This is a genomic window from Sphingopyxis sp. 113P3 (genome assembly GCF_001278035.1).
Classification (GTDB): domain Bacteria; phylum Pseudomonadota; class Alphaproteobacteria; order Sphingomonadales; family Sphingomonadaceae; genus Sphingopyxis.
The window spans coordinates 3,824,887-3,843,714 of the sequence record NZ_CP009452.1 but is presented as its reverse complement, the minus strand read 5'-3'; the positions used below and the strand labels follow the sequence as shown (position 1 = coordinate 3,843,714).

Below are 18,828 nucleotides of genomic sequence, written 5' to 3'. Positions count from 1 at the left end.
GCGCGCGCTGTCGTTACTCATCGAAACGCCTGCCTGTTTTTTTGGGGTTCCGACCCCGACCGGAGTGAAGCCTGCATGTTTCCCGTCATCGGCATCGTCGTTCTGATCCTGCTGGTCTTCGGGGGTTTCGCGCTGACCGGGGGTAATCTGGAACCCGTTCTGCACGCGCTCCCGCACGAGATGTTGATCATCGGCGGCGCCGCGATCGGCTCGCTGATCATTGGCAATTCGGGCCGCGACCTCAAGGCACTTGGCGGCGGGCTCGGCAAGGTCTTCAAGGGGCCGACCTACAAGAAGTCCGACTATCTCGACTGCATTCTGCTTGTTTCCACGCTCATGAAGATGATGCGAACCGAGGGGCCGGTCGCGGTAGAGCCGCATATCGAAGATCCGGCAAACTCCCCGCTCTTCCAGCAATATCCCAAGCTGCTCAAGGACCAGACGCTCGTCCATCTGATCTGCGACACGCTGCGCCTGGTTGTTGTCTCCTCCGGCACGCTCGACCCTCATGCGGTCGAGGAGGTGATGGACAATGCGGTGAAGAACCACCACCACCACGCGATCAAGCCCGCCGACGGGCTTCAGAGCCTCGCCGACGCGCTCCCTGCGCTCGGAATCATCGCGGCGGTCCTCGGGGTGGTCAAGACGATGGGCTCGATCGACAAACCCCCCGAGATTCTGGGGGCGATGATCGGTTCGGCGCTCGTGGGCACCTTCCTGGGCGTGCTGCTCGCCTATGGCCTGGTGGGTCCGTTTGCGGCCCGCGCGCGCACGGTGATCGAAAGCGATGCTGCAATCTATCACACGGTGAAACAGCTCATCATCGCATCGCTCCACGGCCATCCGCAGCCTCTCGTGATCGAGGCCGCACGCTCGGGGGTCGACCACAGCAACCAGCCGAGCTTTGCCGAGGTCTTCGACGGAATGCGCGGTCGCTAATGGCCGCGCGCCCAAATACCCCGCTGCGTCCGATCATCGTCAAGAAGGTGGTCGAGTCGGGTCACGCCGCGCATCATGGCGGGGCGTGGAAAGTCGCTTATGCCGACTTCGTCACTGCAATGATGGCCTTCTTCCTGCTGATGTGGTTGCTCGGCGCGACGACGGAGAAGCAGCGAAAGGCGCTTGCGGACTATTTTGCGCCAACGATCGTCCAGACCAAGCAGGACACCGCGGGCTCGACAGGGCTTTTCGGCGGGTCGTCGCTCGTCGATGTCGACAAATATCCGCACGAGGCGGGGCAGACGGGCACCAAGGCGATGACAATCCCGCGCGATGCGACGGGCGGCCCGCGCGAGGCCATGGGGCGTCAGAACGAGCGCGCCAAGTTTCAGCAGATCGCCAAGGATCTGATGCGCGAGGTTGAGGCGAAGGCGGAACTTCGCCGCCTGGCGCGGAATATCCGCTTCACCGAGACGCGCGAAGGGATGCGCATCGACATTGTCGACGACGCCGATTTTTCGATGTTCGTGCTCGGCACCAACGAGCTCACGCCTGATGCCTCGCGTCTCTTTGCCCAGATCGCGCAGCTGGTTGCCGGGATTCCGAACCAGCTCATGATTCGCGGCCACACCGACGCTGCACCCTGGTCGGCGAAGGCGGGGACGAACAACTGGCGCCTGTCGGTCGAGCGCGCCGAAGTGGCGCGCCAATATCTTGAATACCGCGGTATCGCCTCCAACCGGTTTTCGCGCATCGAGGGGGTCGCCGACCGGGAACCCTATGTGCCCTCAAATCATTTCGACCCGCGCAACCGCCGCATCTCGATCACCCTCGGCTGGGCAGGGGGCGAGAATTAGCGCCAAGTTGGCGTCATTGCCAAAATCGTAACGACGCAATTGCGCCCCTCTTGCTGCCAAAATGGCAATAATCCTTGTTTTAGAAAGAGTTGGCTGGTTCTGGTAAACGGCTTGTTTACCATTTTCTTCAATTTCTTCGTCCGTCGAAGGGGGCGCCTCGAAAGGGCGCGATGGAGATGAAGATGACCAAGGTGGGGCAGAACGACAACGGTCTTGCAAGGCTTGAAACGGCGATCATCGGTGACAGCCCGGCGATCCGTCGGCTTCGCGAAATGATCCTCCGGGTGGCACGGTCGAACGCCTCGGTGATGCTTTGCGGTCCCTCGGGGTCGGGCAAGGAGCTCGTGGCCCGCGCGATCCACGAGGAGGGTGCCCGCGCCGGCCAGCCCTTCTCGGCGATCAACTGTGGCGCGATCCCTGCCGACCTTATCGAATCCGAACTTTTCGGCCATGAGAAGGGCAGCTTTACCGGCGCTACCGCGCGCCGCATCGGCCATTTCGAAGCGAGCGAGGGCGGCACGCTCTTCCTCGACGAAATCGGCGACATGCGCTTCGACATGCAGGTCAAGCTGCTTCGCGTACTCGAGGACCGGACGATCGTCCGCGTCGGCAGCAGCGAGGCGCGCCGCGTCGATGTCCGCGTCATTTCGGCGACACACCAGGACCTCGGCGCTGCAATCGCCGAGGGCAAGTTTCGCGAAGATCTGTTCTTCCGTCTGGGGGTCGTCGTGCTGCAGGTTCCCAGCCTTGCCGACCGCGTCGAGGATATTCCGGCGCTGATCCGCCACTTTCAAAGCGGGATGCATGCGGAGGCTAAATGCCGCTTTGACGAGGCGGCGCTCGCGCTGCTGATGCGTCACGACTGGCCGGGCAATGTCCGCGAACTTCGCAACTTCGTCGAGCGCGCGAGTGTGCTTCATGGGGGCGAAAATCTCGGCGCGGACGATGTCGCGCTGCTCCTCAATCCCACCGCGCCCAGGCCAGTTGCACCAGCGCAGCACAGCAATGACGAGCTGCCGCTGCACGCTGTCGCAAAGACGCCCGCGCCCGGGCGTCCCATCGACCTCAAGCGCGAAATCGAAACGATCGAGCTCGAGCAGATCCACGTCGCGCTGGACCTTGCCGATGGTATCATCTCGGAGGCCGCGCGTCTGCTGACCCTCAAGCGCACGACGCTGATCGAAAAGATGCGCAAATATGGGGTTCAGCAGCAGGCGGCCTGACCCGCCGCGCCCGATTCAGTCCGTTTAACAAGGGGGTCGCACTGGTCCAAATCCCCTGCAGCCGCCCGGCCGTCCGTCCCCACTCTGGACGGCCGGGCGCACCGCTTTTTGCCGAGGCCCCGAATTTCGTCGCCAGCGCCCGGCTCTATCGCAGCTGCCGCCACGCCGAACTGATCGTGACGATCCCGTCAAGCAGCTCCCCGAACCCTTCGGCGCTATTCGCGGCGACCGCATCATCAAGCTTGCGCCGCATGCTCCGGTACACGCGCGAGAGCGCCTCGGCGACATCAGCGCCCGCCTCGCGGTCAAGCCCGGCGTCGAGGCCGATGAGGATCGCGCGCGCGCGGTGCGCGGGCTCGGTTGCCGACACCCGCTGCCCCTGCCGTACCATCGCGGCGAGGACGCCCACTGCAATCTCCAGTTCGTCATAGAGCATCTGGACCAGCTCGACAGGGTCGGCGGCGGCGGCGCGGCTTTCGTGCTGCAACCGGCGATAAAGGCCGGTTGCGCGGACAGACGAGGCGGTCGGTGGCACGGAGGGAGGCTCTTATCTGTTCTTCTGGTTGGTCCACATCTCGATCTGCTGTTCGAGATAGGATTGCGTCGCCTTGAAGGCGGCGAGGCGGGCATCGAGCGTCCCATATTGCTTCTCGAGCCGCGCGCGATAGGCGTCCTCGCGCTGCTCCACCTTCTCAAGCTGTTCTGCGAGCGTTTCGCTCTTCGCGCTCAGCGATTTCGAGACACGGTCAATTACGCCGTCGGCGGCGACCGCCGCGTCGCGGATCGCGTCCAGCGCCGCGGCAATGCCCGGATCGGTGGTTTCGCTGTGCGTCGCATCGCGCCGCGGATTGAACAAGGCCTCGACCGCGCCCGCATTGGTCGCGAGCGCCTTTTCGAGCTTGGCGCTGTCGAGCGAGAGGAGCCCCTCCTTGGTGGTGGAAATGCCGATGTCGGTCAGCTTGTTGATCGCGGGATCGCTGGTCAGCATTTTGCCCACGAGGTCGGCGAGCTGGCTTTCGAGCTGGCGGAGCGAACGCGTGGCGCCTGACATGTCGGCTGCTGCTGCCAGGCTCTGCTTGACCTGATTATAGACTGCCACGAAATCGCCGACGGTCTGCTTGATCATGTCGAGCGGCCGGCTCGCGCCAATGTCGATCGGCTGGCCGGGCGCTGCCTTCTTGAGTGTCAGCGACATGCCGGGAACCACATCGTCGATAATATTGGTCGCGCGGCTGAAGGCGACGCCATCGATCGTGAACTGGGCATCGCTGGCCGCCTGGCCGAGCGTCATGCTCCCGCCCGCGCCATAGCCGAAGGCGGCGAGACCAGGATCGGCACCCGCGTCGGCGGTCAGGGTGAAGGCGTTCGCTTCGCCGGTCGCACCCTTGACGATAAGGCGATAACCCCCCTCGTCGGCGATGATCGAGGCGCTGACGCCCGCATCGCTGGCATTGATTGCAGCTGCCAGCCCGTCGAGGCTGTCGTTCGAGGCGTCGATGGTGATCGCGTGGTCTGCGCCGCCGATGCTCAGCGTCATCGTGCCCTGCCCGATTGCCGAAGTGCGATCGGCGACCACGCCAGAGTAGGCGGTCTGGGCACGCGCGAGCTGTGTCACTTCGATCGTCGCCGAATAGCTGTCGGCCGCCAGACCGGCGCGCGCCGTGGCAGAGAGCACGCTGTCGTCCGAAACGGTCGGGGTACTGCGCAGTGTGCCGTCGCTGACCATCAAACTCAGCGAATCGGCGAAACCGTCGAGGTCCGACTTGGCCTGCGCGACCGCGCTGATACGGGCCTGGTTCTGCTGGCTGAGCTGGCTCAGCCGCTCGACCTTCGGCGCCCGCGAGGCGTTGGCGAGGTCGGCGACGAGCTGCGGGATGTTGATCCCCGATCCCATGCCGAGACTGTTGATAATATTCGTGGTCATCGCACTATCCTTTGACCTCTTAACGGCGGCACGGGGACGACATTAAGCCGGATTCTCGCGGCGGCCGTCGGGGTCGAAGCGGTGCGACGCCGGCACGTCGACTACCGGCTGTGCGCGGCCTTCGGCCGCCGCGCGTTCGAGCTGGAAGACAAAGGCAAGCACGGTCGCGACGGCGACGAACAGCTCCTGCGGGATCATTCGTCCTGCGCGCGCTGTAAAATAGATGGCGCGGGTGAGCTGCGGATATTCGAGCAGCGGTACATCGGCGCTGCGGGCAAGCTCGCGGATCGCGAGCGCGACGTCGCCGCGGCCGCGCGCGACGACGACCGGCGCGGCGTCGATTCCGGGACGATAGCGCAAGGCGACCGAGAAATGGGTCGGGTTGGTCAAGATTACGGTGGCTTCCGACACCGCCTTGCGCGCCGAGCCGCTGAGGATCTCCTGGGCGCGCTGGCGCTGCGCCTGCTTGAGTTCGGGGGCGCCTTCGGACTGGCGCATTTCCTCCTTCACTTCCTGCTTGGTCATCATCAGCCGCTTGTTGCGCTGAAACAATTGCGCAGGCACGTCGATCAGCGCGATGACCACCAGACCGCCTGCGAGCGCGAGCATCGCCTGGCCGATCGCGCGGCCAGCAAGCCCGATTCCCGCATTGAGGTCCGCCGAGGCCATTGTCATTACCGCAGGCAGGCTGCGCGCGACGAGCCAATAACCGATGCTCCCCAAAAGGAGCACCTTGGCGATCGACTTCAGCAGCTCGATCAGGCCCTGCATTCCGAAAATGCGCTTGATCCCGTTCAACGGGTTGATGCGGTTGCCCTTGAAGGCGAGCGCCTTGCCGCGCCAGCCAAGCGAGCCGAGCATCGCGGGCCCCGCGATGCCGGCGAGGAGCGCCAGTGCGAACAGGCTGGCGAGCGGCAGCAGAATCTCGGCGCCGTTGCGCAGCAGCGCTTCGCCTGGCGCGAAATGGGCAACATCGTCGGGGCCGAGGGTCAAGCCGCGCCTCAAAAGGTCCCCCGCCGACTGGACCAGCCAGCCGCCCGCAGCGAACAGCCAGCCGGCTCCCGCGAGCATCATCAATGCCGTGGCGAGTTCGCGCGACATCAGCACATCGCCCTCGCGGGCCGCATCGGCGCGCTTCTTGGGCGTCGGCTTTTCGGTCTTCTGGTCCTTGTCGCTGGTGCCCGCCATCGGATCAGCCTGTCGCTACCAGCCGCGCCATATCGAGCGCATCCGAGAGAAACCGCGCGAGCGTTTCGGCCATCACCGGGGTCGCCATGCCGAGCAGCACGACACCGGCGAGCAGTGTCGCGGGCAGGCCGACCGCGAACAGGTTCATGGCGGGTGCCGACCGACCGATGACGCCCATGATCAGCTGGACGAGAAGGAGGACAAAGCCAACCGGCAGCGCGATCGTGAGCCCGGCTGCGAACATCAGGCTGCCAAAGCGGATGATGCCGCCGATCGCGCCGAACGAAGGGAAGGCGTTTCCGGGGGGGAGCGCGCTGTAGCTGTCGACGATGATGTCGATGAGGACGAGATGCCCGTCGGCGGCGAGGAAGAGCGCCGTCGCGAGCATCGAGAGAAACTGGCCGATCGCCGAACTCGCGGTGCCACTTAGCGGATCGATCATCGACGCAAAGCCGAGGCCCATCGCGTTGCTGATCGCCTCCCCGCCGAGCAGCGCAGCGGCGAGACCCATCTGAAGCACGAAACCGATCGCGAGCCCGACGACGACCTCACCGATTATGAGGATGAAGCCGGGCCACGACACCAGCCCGTCTGCGGGCAGCACCAGGCCCGAGGCGGCCACCGCAGGCACACCGACCGCGAGCGCGATGACGAGACGCAGCTGCACGGGCACATTGGCCGCGCCGAACACCGGTGCTGCGACAAAGGCGGCGCCCGGGCGGATCATCCCCAGCATCCAGAGCTGGAGCATCGCTTCCACATTGGGGATGTCGGTGGGGTTCATGCGCGGATGGTCAGCGCACCAGCGCCGGAATCTGCGCAAACAGATCGCGGGTGAAATCGGTGAGCAGCACGAGAATGCTGCCGCCGAAGATCGCGAGGCATATCGCGGTGACGATCAGCTTGGGCACGAAACTCAAAGTCTGTTCATTGATCGATGTCGCCGCCTGCACCATGCCGAGCAGCACGCCGACCACGAGCACCGGGATCAGGATTGGCGCCGAGGCGAGCGCGAGAATCCACAGCGACTGCTGGGCGACGCCTATGAAATAATCGGCTTCCATAGGCGCTAGGTTCCGAAGGAGGAGGCGAGCGAGCCCATCGTCAGCGCCCAGCCGTCGACGAGGACGAAGAGGAGCAGCTTGAAGGGCATCGAGATCACCGTGGGCGACAGCATCATCATGCCGAGCGACATGAGCGCCGATGCGACGATCAGGTCGATCACGAGAAAAGGCAGGAAAATCAGAAATCCGATCTGGAAGGCGGTCTTAAGCTCGCTGGTGACGAATGCGGGCAGAAGGATCGAGAAGGGGACGTCCCTGGGCCTTGCGTAGGCCGGTGCCTTCGCGATCTTCGCGAACATCATCAGATCGGTCTTGCGCGTTTGTGTCATCATGAAGCCATGCAGCGCGTCGCCCGAGCGGACCATCGCTTCCCCGATATCAATCTGTTCCTGGCCATAGGGTTCGATCGCAACGCGGTTCACCTCGCTAATCACCGGCTGCATTACAAACAGCGACAGGAAGAGGCTGAGGCCCACGAGCACCTGATTCGGCGGGGTCTGCTGAAGCCCCAGTGCGTGGCGCAAGATCGAGAGCACGATGATGATGCGCGTGAAGCTGGTCATCATGAGGAGCAGCGACGGCAGAACCGTCAGCAAGCTCATGAGGACCAGAATCTGGAGCGATAGCGACAGCGGACGGCCATCGCCGCCGATCTCGCTCACCGCGCGTGACAGGCCATCGGCTGCCTGCGCATGCGCCGCGGGCGCGAACGCGGCGAGCGCGAGGCCGCCCGCAAGGGCGGCGGCACCCAGCCAGCGGTGGCGAATGTCAGTCGACATGAAAATCGCCCTGGCTATTATCGGCAAGGCGGGTCACGCCGTTGCGCGAGACCGAGAGCAGGATCTGCTGACCCGCAAATTCGACGACGGCAAGCTTGGTTCCGGGGCCAAGCGGCAGCACGCCAACCATTTCAACCGGGCGTTCCTGCTTTTGCAGGCCGAGCGGCCCGCCCATCTGGACGCGCTTCCAAAGCCACAGGCTGCCCCAGGCCATGCCGCCGACGATCGGCAGCAGGATCAGGAGGCGCAGGATATATTCGAGCATCAGGCCCTCCGCTCGAAGCCTGCCAGAGCGCGGTCGGGCGCGACGACTTCAGCGACCTGGATGCCGTAGCGGCCGTCGACATTGACGATCTCGCCCCGCGCGATCAGCGTGCCATTGGCATAGATGTCGAGCAGGTCGTTCGCCGAGCGGTCGAGTTCGACCACGCTGCCTTCGCCGAGCGTCAGCAGGTCGGCGAGCGCCATCGACGTCGACCCGACCTCGACCGAGACGCGCAGCGAGACGCCCGCGAGCAGGTCGAAATTGGGCGCGGCGGCGATGCTCTTGCCCTCGCGGCGGTCGCGCGCAGCTTTCGGGGCTTCGCTGATGTCACTCATGATCCGGTCCTTTTTCGATGCGATCAATCAAGATGGCCGCGTTTCCATTCGCTTCACCGATACTGCCGGAAGCAAAATTGCGGCCGGAGACGGTTATCGGGACATGACGCGGTATGGTTAACGGAATGATATCGCCGACCTCTAAAGACAGAAGTTTTGTGAGCGGGACCTCGGGGCGGGCGAGAACCGAGCGTACCGGCAGGCGCACGTCCTTGAGCGCGCGCGAGAGGGCCATCGTCCACGCAGGGTCGCCTGCAGGCTCGTCGGCAGTGGCGGGCATCGGTTCGGCACCGCTGATCCCGCGCAGGGCTGCGAGCGGATAGGCGCACAATATCGTCCGCCCCTCGAAAGGTGCACCGCGCAGGGTAAAGCGCTGGACGTGAAGCTCATCGTCGGCGCGGACCGCCTGGAGTTTCGCTGAATCCCAGGTGACGCAGTCGAGCTGCGGCTCGATCGCCATGACATCGGCCCAGGCGGCGGCGAGCTGTTCGCCGAGGTCGCGGCCGAGGCGGGCGGCAAATCGCTCCTCGGCGTCGGTCAACTCCTCGCGCGCGCTCACAAGCTGGCCCTTTCCGCCATAGAAGACGTCGACGAGCTGCAGGAGCAACGAACGGTCGGCGGCGATGAGCACCGGACCCTTGAGCGGCGGGGCGTGATAGCGCCAGAAGATTGCCGGCGCAGCAGACGCGCACCAGTCCTCAAAGCGCATCTGCTCCGCGGTCCCGCGCTCGACCTGCACGGCCGGTGCGCCGAGCGCGCGCACGAGATCACGCAGCGATCGCGTCAGGCGATTTGCGATGCCGTCGAGCGCGGGAAAGGCATAATCATCCTCCGCCTTGCGCAGCAGTAGTGACGCCTTGGCGTCATGACGGGCAGGCTTGGCGCGCGCGGTCACTGGATCACCAGGCTCGTGAAATAGACGTTGTCGACGCCGCCGAAGCCTTCCTTCTCGCGCAGCACTGCGTTGATCGCGCCGGTCAGACGCCGCTGGAGCTGCTGCTTGCCATGCGAGGTGGAAAGCAGCGCCGGGTCCTGCTCGGCGAGTACCATCAGCACCGCCGAACGGATCGGCACCATCTGGCGCCGGACATTGGAGACGAGCTTGCCGTCATAGAAGGTCGCGAGGCTGATTCCGACCTGCAAGAAGCCTGACCCGTCGGCGAGGTTCGTGGTGAAGGCCTGATCGACCGGGATGTAGGTGATTTCATATTTGCGCGGATCGACCTTGAAGCGGTCGTTGGGCACCGACACCGTGCCAACCTTCAGCGGTGCCTCCTCCTTGCCCGCTTCGCTGGCGGGTGCCGCCTCGCCGCTTTTGCTGCGCAGAACGAGCTTGGGATAAAGGTCCTCCGGCTTTGAGGCTTCGGCGGCAAAACCGCCGCCCATATAGATGCCTGCGCCGGCCCCCGCGCCGATCAGCATCGTGCTACCCAGCGTGAGCAGGAGCAGCTTTTTCATCTTGCCGCCCTTCTTCGGGCTTTCGGCTTTGTCCTTCGTCATGGCTCGACCCTTTCAGTTCAGGCGAAGCGGCCGCGGCGCGAGGCGGTGCGGTCTTCGCGATGCGGTTCGGCGTGCTCGCCGGCGGTTTCGATGAGGTGCGCGGGGTCGTTTGCGGGCGCGCGGCCCTGACCCTGCGACTGGCGACCGGTCTCACCCGGCGTGCAGGTCACCTCGGCGCCGACGACGCGGACGCCTTGCTGGCGCAGGTCGTCGACAAGCTTGCCCTGCGCCGCGTGAACAATCGTCGCGGTCGCCTCATGCTGGGTGTCGAGCTTTACGGAGACGCCGGCATCATCGCTGGTCATTGCGACATCGAGCCGGCCGAGGTGACGCGGCATCAGGCGAAAGCTGATGTCGCCGGTCTGGGACTTCGTCGCCGCAATGTCCGAGGCGAGCTGTGCTATCCACGCATCGTCCGAAGCGAGATCGAGCACGCGCTCAGCGATGGGCGCTGCGCTGGCGGCCGGAAGGACCGCGGGGGCCGCGTGCGTCGCAGGCTGCGCGAAGATGACAGCCATCGACGCGCCGGTATCGGGGACAATCGACGTGGCGCTCTTAGCCGCGGTGGCAATCTGCAGGACGGGCTCGGCCGCCTGCGGTGCGGCCGGTGCGGCGTCAGAGGGCAGGATTGCAGCGAGCAGTGCCGGCACATCAGGGGACGCATCGGGCGAAGCAGACGTGTCCTCCTCCACCGCAGCTCCGTTGGCGACGTCGATGAGGGGGGTTGCCCTTGCTCCCGCGATCGTTCCCGACGCGGCGGCGGGCGACTGGGCGACAGAAAGGCCCTGATCGAGGACGGAAAGCAGCGCCGCCGCCGCGCTCGCGCCAGGGGCCGAATGCGGCTTGCCTGGCGCGGCAGCGGCCGCCGGTTCTGACAAGAGGGCGAGCTGCGACGCAAGCGCGTCTTTCGCCTGCCCGGGATCGCCCGCGATCTCGAGCGGCAGTTCGCCATTTGGCAGCGTGGGTGCGGCGTCGATTGGCTGCTCGGCGGGAAGCCCCGCGAACAGCTGGTTGAAGCCGCTACCGGACTCGCCCGGCCGCCCGCCACCCACAGTGGCGAGAATCGCGGAAATCCCTGCCTGCGCGGGCGCCTGGGGCAGCGCGCTCATCATGCGATGCCACCTTCGATCAGGCGCAGCTGCATGCCGCCGCGGGGCCGGTGCGGACGATCGGCGTCGCTGCGGCGCTCCAATTCCTGTTCGGCCGACTTGCGGCCGCGCTCATAGAGGCGCACCGCGGATTCCTCCTTCGCCATCGCGCGGCGAGCAAGCGCGCCCAGCTGGTCGCGGCGCGCGCTTGCGTGGCTCAGCGGCGCGGTGAGATTTTCCTTGGCCATGTCGAGCCGCATCGCGAGCTCGCCGATCGAATTGAGCGCGCGGCCGGCGACCTCGCCCTTGGCCATCGCGAGGTCCACGCGCAGCGTTTCGAGCCGCTTCGCAAGCTCGACCAGATTGGCAAGCTCGCCATTGGCCCGCGCCAGATTGGCCTCTGCCATCTGATGCTCGACGGAACGCACGCGAATGATACGTTTGCGGCGTGCGGTGCGGGTAGTCATGCAGGATATCCTTCGATGAGAGATTGGCGAGACGTGGCGAAATCGACCTGCGTTCCGGCAGGCTGGGTGACAAAGGCGAGCTGGTCGGCATGGCGGGCGATGGCTTCGTCGAGCACGGGATCGCCGCCGGCGACATATGCCCCCATCAGCATCAGGTCGCGATTTTCTTCATAAGCCGACCAAAGCTGGCGAAAGCGCGCGGCGGCTGCGAGATGCGCCGCGTCGACCGAATCCGCCATGGTGCGAGAGAGCGAGCGTGCGACGTCGATCGCGGGATAGACCCCCTGCTCGGCGAGGGTGCGCGACAGGATGATATGCCCGTCGACGATCGCGCGCGCGGAGTCGACCACCGGATCCTCGATGTCGCCGCCGTCGGCCAGCACGGTGTAAAGCGCCGTGACTGAGCCGCCCGTTTCGCGGTCGATGCCTGCACGCTCGCAGAGCGAGGGGATGAGCGCGAACACCGACGGCGGATAGCCCTTCATCGTCGGCGGCTCGCCGAGCGTCAGCCCGATTTCGCGCTGCGCATGCGCAACGCGGGTCAGGCTGTCGATCAGCAGCAAAACCTTCTTTCCTTCGTGGCGAAAGGCCTCGGCGATCGCGGTCGCGCGCATCGCGGCGCGAAGACGAAGCAGCGGCGGATGATCAGCCGGGACGGCGACGACGACCGATTTCTTGCGCACAGCGGGCGGCAGCTTGGTCTCGACGAAATCGCTGACCTCGCGACTACGCTCGCCGATGAGCCCGACAACGATGACGTCGCATTCGGTACCCGCGATCATCTGACCCATCAGCACCGATTTGCCCACGCCTGATCCGGCGACGATCGCGACGCGCTGGCCTTCCCCGACGGTGAGCAGCCCGTTGATGGCGCGCACCCCCATGTTGAGCGGCCTTGTCACCCGGCCGCGGCGCAGCGGATTGACCTTGCGTCCGGCGAGCGGCCACTGGAATTGCGATTTGACCGGCGGACGGCCGTCGAGCGGATTGCCCTGCGCGTCCATGATGCGGCCCAGAAGAGCCTTGCCGACGGGCACCATGCTCGATGCCCCATGCGGTTCGACCGGTGCGCCGGTGACGAGCGGCTGGTTGGTGTCGAAGGGGAGAACCAGGCTGCGGTGGCCTCGAAAGCCGACGACCTCGCCATTCACATAATCTCCGCTCGCCGACTTGATGCGGACATTGCTGCCGAGCGGCTGCGGAAAGCCCGAGACTTCAAGCATGATCCCCTCGTGAGCGACGAGCGTGCCGATACGGCGCGGACTCGCCTTGGCGAGATCGATCGGCGCGAGCAGCTGCTGCGCGGTCATGGCGAGACGCCGCGTCACGCGCGCTCTTCCTCGCGGCCAAGGGCAGCGCGTAGCTCGTCGAGATAGACCGACCTGCCATGCTCGATCCACCCCGCGGACGTCTCGATGCGGACGGTGCCCCGCATCATGGAAGCATCGGCCTCGACGGGGAGCGTCAGAGGGCAGTCGACAAGCAGGGCCGCGTCGGCGGGATGAACCCACAAGGTGCGTGCCTTGTCGCATTCAGCGATCATCGATGCCGCGGTTTCCGCCTGCGCCGCGAGCCAGGCAGCGTCGATCGGCGCGGCGGCGACGATCTGGCGGACGAGCCGTTCCACGGTCTCGGCGATCATCTGCGCGAGCTCCTCGCTCGGTTCGTCCTGCAGCGCCTCGGCGGCGGCAACGAGCGCTAGCAGTTGGTGGCGCTCGGCGGCGAAGGCGGCTTCGGCGAGGCGCTGGCCCTCGGCCAGGCCGAGCGCGAAAGGGTCTTGTGCGGGTTCGCTTTCGGCGGGCTCGCAGACCTCGGGCCGAACCTCGACAGCCGGCGCAACGGGCTCGAACAAGCGCGGTCGGAAGCCGGTGGTGCGCGCCATGGCAGCGGTGAGCGCGATCGGGGCAAAGCCGGTTTCGGCGCTGCGGTCAGACATAGTCGTCAGCTCCGCCGCCGATGACGATTTCACCCGCCGCTGCCATCTGCCGAACGACTTGCATGATGCTCTTCTGCGCCTCGTCGACATCGGCACGCTTGACCATCGTCATTTCGGCCATCTCGTCGCGGATCGTCTCCGAGGCACGCTTCGACATCGTCGAGAGGCACAGGTCGGCCATCGCATCGTCGGCGCCCTTGAGCGCCAGCGCCAGCTGTGCGGCGTCGACCGCGCGCAGCACCGTGCCGAGGCTGCGCATGTCGAGGTCGCGCAGATTGTCGAAGACGAACATCTCTTCCTCGATCGTCTGGGCGAGCTGGCGGTCGTGCTTCTTGAGCGCCCGGATAGTCCGTTCGGACAGATGGCGCGGCATCACTTTCATGATCTTGGCCACGTCGCTTGGGCCGCCGATCGGCTGCTTCGCGACGCGCTGTCCGCCAACATTGGCGGCGGCGAGGACGGCTTCAAGGTCTTCGATCGCGGCAGCAGGGACAGCATTCAGCATCGCGGCTCGCAACACGAGATCGGCTTGCAGGCCTTCGTCGAGCGTTTCGATTGCACGCGCGGCGACGTCGGGAACGAGCACCGAGAGGATGAGCGCGCCGACCTGCGGATGCTCGCTTGCGAGCAGCGCGCTGATCGCATCGACATCCATCCAGCGCAGCATCTCGAGTGATGCCGCGCTCGACTGCGGGGCAACCGCGGCAAGAATATTGTCCGCGCGGACATTGCCGACCGCCTGATTGATCACCGTGCGGATTCGCGTATCGGCACCGACCGCGAGCGCGCTCACCGAGCGGCTGCGGGTGACAAAGCGGTCGAGCGCTTGGTCGATCTCGCTCTCGGTCGCACTCGCAGTGTCGAACATCGCCTTGGCGAGCTGGCGGACCTCGTCAGGACCAAGGTGCTTGAGGATTGCGGCCGCCTCGCTTTCGTCGAGCAGCATGAGGAGGATGGCAGCAGCCGCCGAGCCGTCCACTGGCTGGGCCGGAGCAACGCCGAGGGCGGGATCGAGCTCAGCCACGGGCGCCCTCCTGCATCAGTTGGCGCACCACGAGCGCAGCGCGGGCCGAATCCTGGCGGACGAATTCGCGGACCAGATTGGCGCGCGCCTCGTAGCTCGGCGCGGCTTCGATCATTTCGAGCGTGATTTCGCGTCCCGCCCGGCGGCCCGCGAGCGCGGGCGGTGCGTCGGTCGCCGCGAGGAGAGATTCTTCGAGCGCGGCGTCGCGCTCGGCGCGTGTTGCGGCCCGCTCCTTTGCAGACTTGATCAGCGGCCGGCCGACAAATAGGAAGGCGAGGACCGCAGCAAGGATCGCGCCGAGCTGCTTCACCAGCGGCAGGAACCAGCCCTGATCCCAGAAAGCGGGGCTTGTGTCTTCAATCTTGGCGAAGGGACGCTGGCCGATCGCGACCTGATCGCCCCGGGCTGCGTCGAAGCCGATCGCGCCCTTTACCAGATTGTCGATCTTGGCAAGGTCGGCCTGCCCCAGCGCCTTCGCGCCCTGATTGAGAGCGACCGCAACCGACACGCGGCGCAGGCGCCCCTGCGGCTGATGGGTCACCGAAATCTCCCGTCCGACCTCATAAGATCGCGCGGCGCGTTCGTTGCTTTCCGTGCCTGGACCTGCGGCAGTACTGGCGGGGGTGGGCGTTTGCGACAGGCTGGTTGCCGGCGGCGGCTGGTTCGACAAGGCGCCGGGAATGCCGACCGCGGGTGCGGTCCCTTGCCCGCTGACCGATTTGGTTATCTGTTCGCTCGTCAGCGCCCGGTCATTCTCGGGGAAGCTTTCACGCGTGGCCTGGCTTTCGGACATGTCGACGTCAGCGTGGACCTCGACGGTATAATTGCCGGCGCCGAAGATCGGGCCGAGCAGGGTATCGAGGGCGCGGCGGAAGCGGTCCTCCATCTGCGTCTGGAGCTGGAAGGCCTGCATGTCGCTCGACGTGGCAGCATCGGACAGCAAGGCGCCGCGCTGGTCGATTACCGATACCCGATCGGCATTCATGCCAGGCACCGAGGAAGCGACGAGGAAGCGGATGGCTTGAACCTGCCCGTCGGATAGCGAGCGACCGTTCTGCAGCGTCAGCATGACGGAAGCCGTTGCGGGCTTGTCCTCGCGGACGAACAGGCTGGGCTCGGGGGCGGCGATATGGATGCGCGCGCTCTTCACCGCATCAATTGCCTCGATCGTGCGCGCAAGGTCGGCCTCGCGCGCGGCGCGCAGCGTCTCTCCCTCGATCGCACGGCTCGATCCCATCGGCAGCGCCGCGATCAGACTGTCGCCGCTCGGCTGCGCCTTGGGGAGGCCCTGGCCTGCGAGCGCGATGCGCGCCTGATAGAGCTTGTCGGCATCAACGGTGAGCGCGCCGGTAACAGGGTCGATCGTATGACCAATACCTTGCGACTGCAGCGCCTCGGCGACCGCCGCCTTGTCGGCATCGTCCAGCCCCGCGAACAGCTGCGTCTGCGGAGCGGCCTGCATCGTGAAATAGGCGAGCGCGGCCATCCCGATTGCTGCGCTCATCGCAATGGCGGGGAGCGCGCGCTGGACGGCAGGTTGGCTGACGAACTGGCGAAGCGGTTCGATGCGGTCCGCAAGGGCGGGGACCGGAAAGCGGCCGGCGTTGGGAACGGGCGCGAGGATCTGGGTATCGGCCATCGTTTACACCGGCATGTTCATGATGTCGCGGTAGGCGGAGAGCAGCTTGTTGCGCACCTGAAGCGTCGTCTCGAAACCGAGCGAAGCCTTCTGGCGCTCGATCATCACGCTGACGATGTCATGGGTGTCGCCGCGCTCATAAGCCTCGCTAAGGTCGCTTGCGCGTGCCTGCTGCGCGTTGACCTGCTGCAGCGCGGCCGAGATCGCCGAACCGAAATCGGGCGTTTCCCCGCTGCCATCGATGCCGCCGGCCGCAGCGCCGCGGCCCGCGGCGCGTTGCAGCGCCTGGTTCTGGCTGAGGATCGAACTGCGCATCTGCAGCAGTCGGCTCTGGTCGATCGTGCTCATCTCTCTCATCCGTCCTGGGCGCGGCGGGTCGCCACGCGCCCAAAGAAGTATGCAAAGCGTGTGCCAAAAAAGTTTATCCCTGTATTTCAACAGGATGATTGGATCGGGAATGAGGAAGAACGGTCGCTCGGCAATTTTTTGACACACCGGGCTTAAACGTCCGCGCGCCGCGCCGTTACAGGCTCTCGTGAACGCTCAGTGAGCCCTCACACTACGGGAATGGCCCTTTGGGGGGCTGGAAAGGAAGACCATGACTGTCATCAACACGAATGTGAGCGCGCTGCGCGCCCAGAATAATTCGCGCGTTGCGAACCGCATGCAGTCGCAGGCGATGGAGCGCCTGTCGAGCGGCAAGCGGATCAACAGCGCGAAGGACGATGCCGCCGGCCTCGCCATCGCGACCCGCATGGATGCCAATGTCCGCGGCCTCAACCAGGCCGTTCGCAACGCGAACGACGGCATTTCGCTCGCGCAGACCGCCGAAGGCGCGATGGGCAACATCTCGAACATCCTCGTTCGCATGCGCGAACTGGCGGTGCAGGCGGCGAACGGTACGCTCGGTGACGACGACCGCGCTGCGATCCAGACCGAAGTCACCGCGCTGGTGTCGCAGATCGGCGATATTGCGACCCGCACCACGTTCAATGGTACCGACCTGCTGGCCGGCGGGGCGTCGATCGACATCCAGACCGGCATCAACAGCGGTGAGAAGGTGACGATCGCGATCGCCGACCTTCAGGCCAGTGCCATTGGTGCGGTGGAGGACGCCGACAGCGATCCCGACACGGCGCCGACTCTTGTCGCCGGTTCGGCGGTGTCCGACATCAGCCTCGCGACTGCGGCCGATGCTTCGGCGGCGCTTGCCATTCTCGACGGCGCGATCCAGACCGTTGCGACGCAGCGCGCGAACCTGGGTGCGCAGCAGAACCGCCTGGAGGCGACCGTCGACAATCTGACGTCGACCGTCACCAACCTCGCCGACGCCAAGTCGCGCATCGAGGACGCCGACTTCTCGGCCGAATCGACCAACCTCGCTGCCGCCAGCATCCTTGCCCAAGCGTCGACGGCGATGCTCGCGCAGGCGAACCAGAGCCAGCAGGGCGTGATGAACCTGCTCCGCTAAGGCGCATATTATCGGGCTGTATCTGGTTGGTCCCTTTGACAGCCCGACAGGATGCCCCGGCCCCACGGCCGGGGCATCTTCCATTGGGAGATGGCCGTTTGTTACGCATCGCCATTTTTTTGACGCTCGCGCTTAAGCTTTGTCCCTGCCCGCCGTCATTATCTTCGTGAAGCTCAGTGAGCCCTCACACTACGGGAATGGCCCTTTGGGGGGCTGGAAAGGAAGACCATGACTGTCATCAACACGAATGTGAGCGCGCTGCGCGCCCAGAATAATTCGCGCGTTGCGAACCGCATGCAGTCGCAGGCGATGGAGCGCCTGTCGAGCGGCAAGCGGATCAACAGCGCGAAGGACGATGCCGCCGGCCTCGCCATCGCGACCCGCATGGATGCCAATGTCCGCGGCCTCAACCAGGCCGTTCGCAACGCGAACGACGGCATTTCGCTCGCGCAGACCGCCGAAGGCGCGATGGGCAACATCTCGAACATCCTCGTTCGCATGCGCGAACTGGCGGTGCAGGCGGCGAACGGTACGCTCGGTGACGACGACCGCGCTGCGATCCAGACCGAAGTCACCGCGCTGGTGTCGCAGATCGACGACATCGCCAGCCGTACGACCTTCAACGGCACCGACCTTCTGAAAGGCGATACGGACCCGGCCGATCCGGTGACAATCTCGATCCAGACCGGCCTCAACGACGGCGAGACGGTCGACATCTCGATCAAGGCGCTGACCGCAGAGGCCCTCGGCGTCCATGATGGCACCGACCCGATCGACCTGTCGACTGCGTCGTCGGCCTCGGCGGCGCTCGCAACGCTCGACACGGCCATTCAGACGGTTGCAAACGAACGCGCGAACCTGGGTGCGCAGCAGAACCGTCTGGAGGCGACCGTCGACAATCTGACGTCGACCGTCACCAACCTCGCCGACGCCAAGTCGCGCATCGAGGACGCCGACTTCTCGGCCGAATCGACCAACCTCGCTGCCGCCAGCATCCTTGCCCAAGCCTCGACGGCGATGCTCGCGCAGGCGAACCAGAGCCAGCAGGGCGTGATGAACCTGCTCCGCTAAGGCGCATATCATCGGGCTATATCTGGCTGGTCCCTTTGATAGCCCCAAAAAGATGCCC

The 18,828-nt window shown here is 65.6% G+C and carries 22 protein-coding genes; 5 read left to right on the top strand and 17 right to left on the bottom strand.

Annotation, left to right across the window (positions count from 1 at the left end; translation table 11 throughout):
* Positions 1-75: 75 nt before the first annotated feature.
* The 3 genes from motA (at position 76) to LH20_RS18600 (ending at position 3,019) form a co-directional block, all read left to right on the top strand.
* Positions 76-939, top strand: a complete 864-nt coding sequence (gene motA, locus LH20_RS18610) for a flagellar motor stator protein MotA (protein ID WP_053555516.1) — start codon at positions 76-78, stop codon at positions 937-939.
* Complete coding sequence (locus LH20_RS18605; RefSeq protein WP_053555515.1) at positions 939-1,796, top strand: flagellar motor protein MotB; 858 nt, start codon at positions 939-941, stop codon at positions 1,794-1,796. The genes motA and LH20_RS18605 overlap by 1 nt, the downstream gene beginning before the upstream one ends.
* A 176-nt stretch (positions 1,797-1,972) precedes the next feature.
* A complete protein-coding gene (locus LH20_RS18600; protein ID WP_235527023.1) occupies positions 1,973-3,019 on the top strand; it encodes a sigma-54 interaction domain-containing protein in 1,047 nt (348 codons plus the stop codon).
* A gap of 145 nt (positions 3,020-3,164) precedes the next feature.
* Here LH20_RS18600 and LH20_RS18595 read toward each other — a convergent pair whose 3' ends face one another.
* The 17 genes from LH20_RS18595 to fliE are packed head-to-tail and all read right to left on the bottom strand — an operon-like array spanning position 3,165 to position 16,576.
* Positions 3,165-3,554: a flagellar export chaperone FliS gene (locus tag LH20_RS18595; protein WP_053555513.1), complete on the bottom strand. Its 390-nt coding sequence runs from the start codon at positions 3,552-3,554 to the stop codon at positions 3,165-3,167.
* A gap of 12 nt (positions 3,555-3,566) precedes the next feature.
* The gene (fliD, locus tag LH20_RS18590) at positions 3,567-4,943 is read right to left on the bottom strand and encodes a flagellar filament capping protein FliD (RefSeq protein ID WP_053555512.1); all 1,377 of its coding nucleotides are present in this window, start codon (positions 4,941-4,943) and stop codon (positions 3,567-3,569) included.
* A gap of 42 nt (positions 4,944-4,985) precedes the next feature.
* Positions 4,986-6,131, bottom strand: coding sequence for a flagellar type III secretion system protein FlhB (gene flhB, locus LH20_RS18585; protein WP_053555511.1), 1,146 nt, complete (start codon positions 6,129-6,131; stop codon positions 4,986-4,988).
* A 4-nt stretch (positions 6,132-6,135) separates the two neighbouring features.
* Positions 6,136-6,915 carry a flagellar biosynthetic protein FliR gene (gene fliR / locus LH20_RS18580; protein WP_053555510.1) on the bottom strand — a complete coding sequence of 260 codons (780 nt, stop codon included), beginning with the start codon at positions 6,913-6,915 and terminating at the stop codon, positions 6,136-6,138.
* Between the two features lie 10 nt (positions 6,916-6,925).
* Positions 6,926-7,195, bottom strand: coding sequence for a flagellar biosynthetic protein FliQ (locus tag LH20_RS18575; protein WP_053555509.1), 270 nt, complete (start codon positions 7,193-7,195; stop codon positions 6,926-6,928).
* Between the two features lie 5 nt (positions 7,196-7,200).
* A complete protein-coding gene (gene fliP / locus LH20_RS18570) occupies positions 7,201-7,974 on the bottom strand; it encodes a flagellar type III secretion system pore protein FliP (RefSeq protein WP_053555508.1) in 774 nt (257 codons plus the stop codon).
* Positions 7,964-8,239 (bottom strand): flagellar biosynthetic protein FliO, encoded by a 276-nt coding sequence (locus LH20_RS18565; protein WP_053555507.1) that lies wholly within the window; start codon positions 8,237-8,239, stop codon positions 7,964-7,966. The genes fliP and LH20_RS18565 overlap by 11 nt, the downstream gene beginning before the upstream one ends.
* Positions 8,239-8,574 carry a flagellar motor switch protein FliN gene (fliN, locus tag LH20_RS18560; RefSeq protein WP_053555506.1) on the bottom strand — a complete coding sequence of 112 codons (336 nt, stop codon included), beginning with the start codon at positions 8,572-8,574 and terminating at the stop codon, positions 8,239-8,241. Before fliN ends, LH20_RS18565 begins: the two co-directional genes overlap by 1 nt.
* A complete protein-coding gene (locus LH20_RS18555; RefSeq protein WP_053555505.1) occupies positions 8,567-9,469 on the bottom strand; it encodes a flagellar motor switch protein FliM in 903 nt (300 codons plus the stop codon). Before LH20_RS18555 ends, fliN begins: the two co-directional genes overlap by 8 nt.
* Positions 9,466-10,074 carry a flagellar basal body-associated FliL family protein gene (locus LH20_RS18550; RefSeq protein WP_053555504.1) on the bottom strand — a complete coding sequence of 203 codons (609 nt, stop codon included), beginning with the start codon at positions 10,072-10,074 and terminating at the stop codon, positions 9,466-9,468. The genes LH20_RS18555 and LH20_RS18550 overlap by 4 nt, the downstream gene beginning before the upstream one ends.
* Before the next feature lie 17 nt (positions 10,075-10,091).
* Complete coding sequence (locus tag LH20_RS18545) at positions 10,092-11,183, bottom strand: flagellar hook-length control protein FliK (protein ID WP_158501166.1); 1,092 nt, start codon at positions 11,181-11,183, stop codon at positions 10,092-10,094.
* Positions 11,183-11,629 carry a hypothetical protein gene (locus LH20_RS18540; RefSeq protein ID WP_053555502.1) on the bottom strand — a complete coding sequence of 149 codons (447 nt, stop codon included), beginning with the start codon at positions 11,627-11,629 and terminating at the stop codon, positions 11,183-11,185. The genes LH20_RS18545 and LH20_RS18540 overlap by 1 nt, the downstream gene beginning before the upstream one ends.
* Positions 11,626-12,957: a FliI/YscN family ATPase gene (locus LH20_RS18535; protein ID WP_053555501.1), complete on the bottom strand. Its 1,332-nt coding sequence runs from the start codon at positions 12,955-12,957 to the stop codon at positions 11,626-11,628. Before LH20_RS18535 ends, LH20_RS18540 begins: the two co-directional genes overlap by 4 nt.
* Positions 12,954-13,565, bottom strand: coding sequence for a FliH/SctL family protein (locus LH20_RS18530; RefSeq protein WP_053555500.1), 612 nt, complete (start codon positions 13,563-13,565; stop codon positions 12,954-12,956). The genes LH20_RS18535 and LH20_RS18530 overlap by 4 nt, the downstream gene beginning before the upstream one ends.
* Complete coding sequence (fliG, locus tag LH20_RS18525) at positions 13,558-14,589, bottom strand: flagellar motor switch protein FliG (RefSeq protein ID WP_053555499.1); 1,032 nt, start codon at positions 14,587-14,589, stop codon at positions 13,558-13,560. Before fliG ends, LH20_RS18530 begins: the two co-directional genes overlap by 8 nt.
* A complete protein-coding gene (gene fliF / locus LH20_RS18520; RefSeq protein WP_053555498.1) occupies positions 14,582-16,228 on the bottom strand; it encodes a flagellar basal-body MS-ring/collar protein FliF in 1,647 nt (548 codons plus the stop codon). Before fliF ends, fliG begins: the two co-directional genes overlap by 8 nt.
* Before the next feature lie 3 nt (positions 16,229-16,231).
* Entirely contained in the window at positions 16,232-16,576 is a 345-nt protein-coding gene (gene fliE, locus LH20_RS18515) for a flagellar hook-basal body complex protein FliE (RefSeq protein ID WP_053555497.1), read from the bottom strand.
* A gap of 250 nt (positions 16,577-16,826) precedes the next feature.
* On the opposite strand from fliE, the gene LH20_RS18510 reads away from it, so the two are divergent.
* Positions 16,827-17,699 carry a flagellin N-terminal helical domain-containing protein gene (locus tag LH20_RS18510; RefSeq protein ID WP_053555496.1) on the top strand — a complete coding sequence of 291 codons (873 nt, stop codon included), beginning with the start codon at positions 16,827-16,829 and terminating at the stop codon, positions 17,697-17,699.
* 228 nt (positions 17,700-17,927) lie between these two features.
* Entirely contained in the window at positions 17,928-18,770 is an 843-nt protein-coding gene (locus LH20_RS18505) for a flagellin N-terminal helical domain-containing protein (RefSeq protein ID WP_053555495.1), read from the top strand.
* Positions 18,771-18,828: the final 58 nt, after the last annotated feature.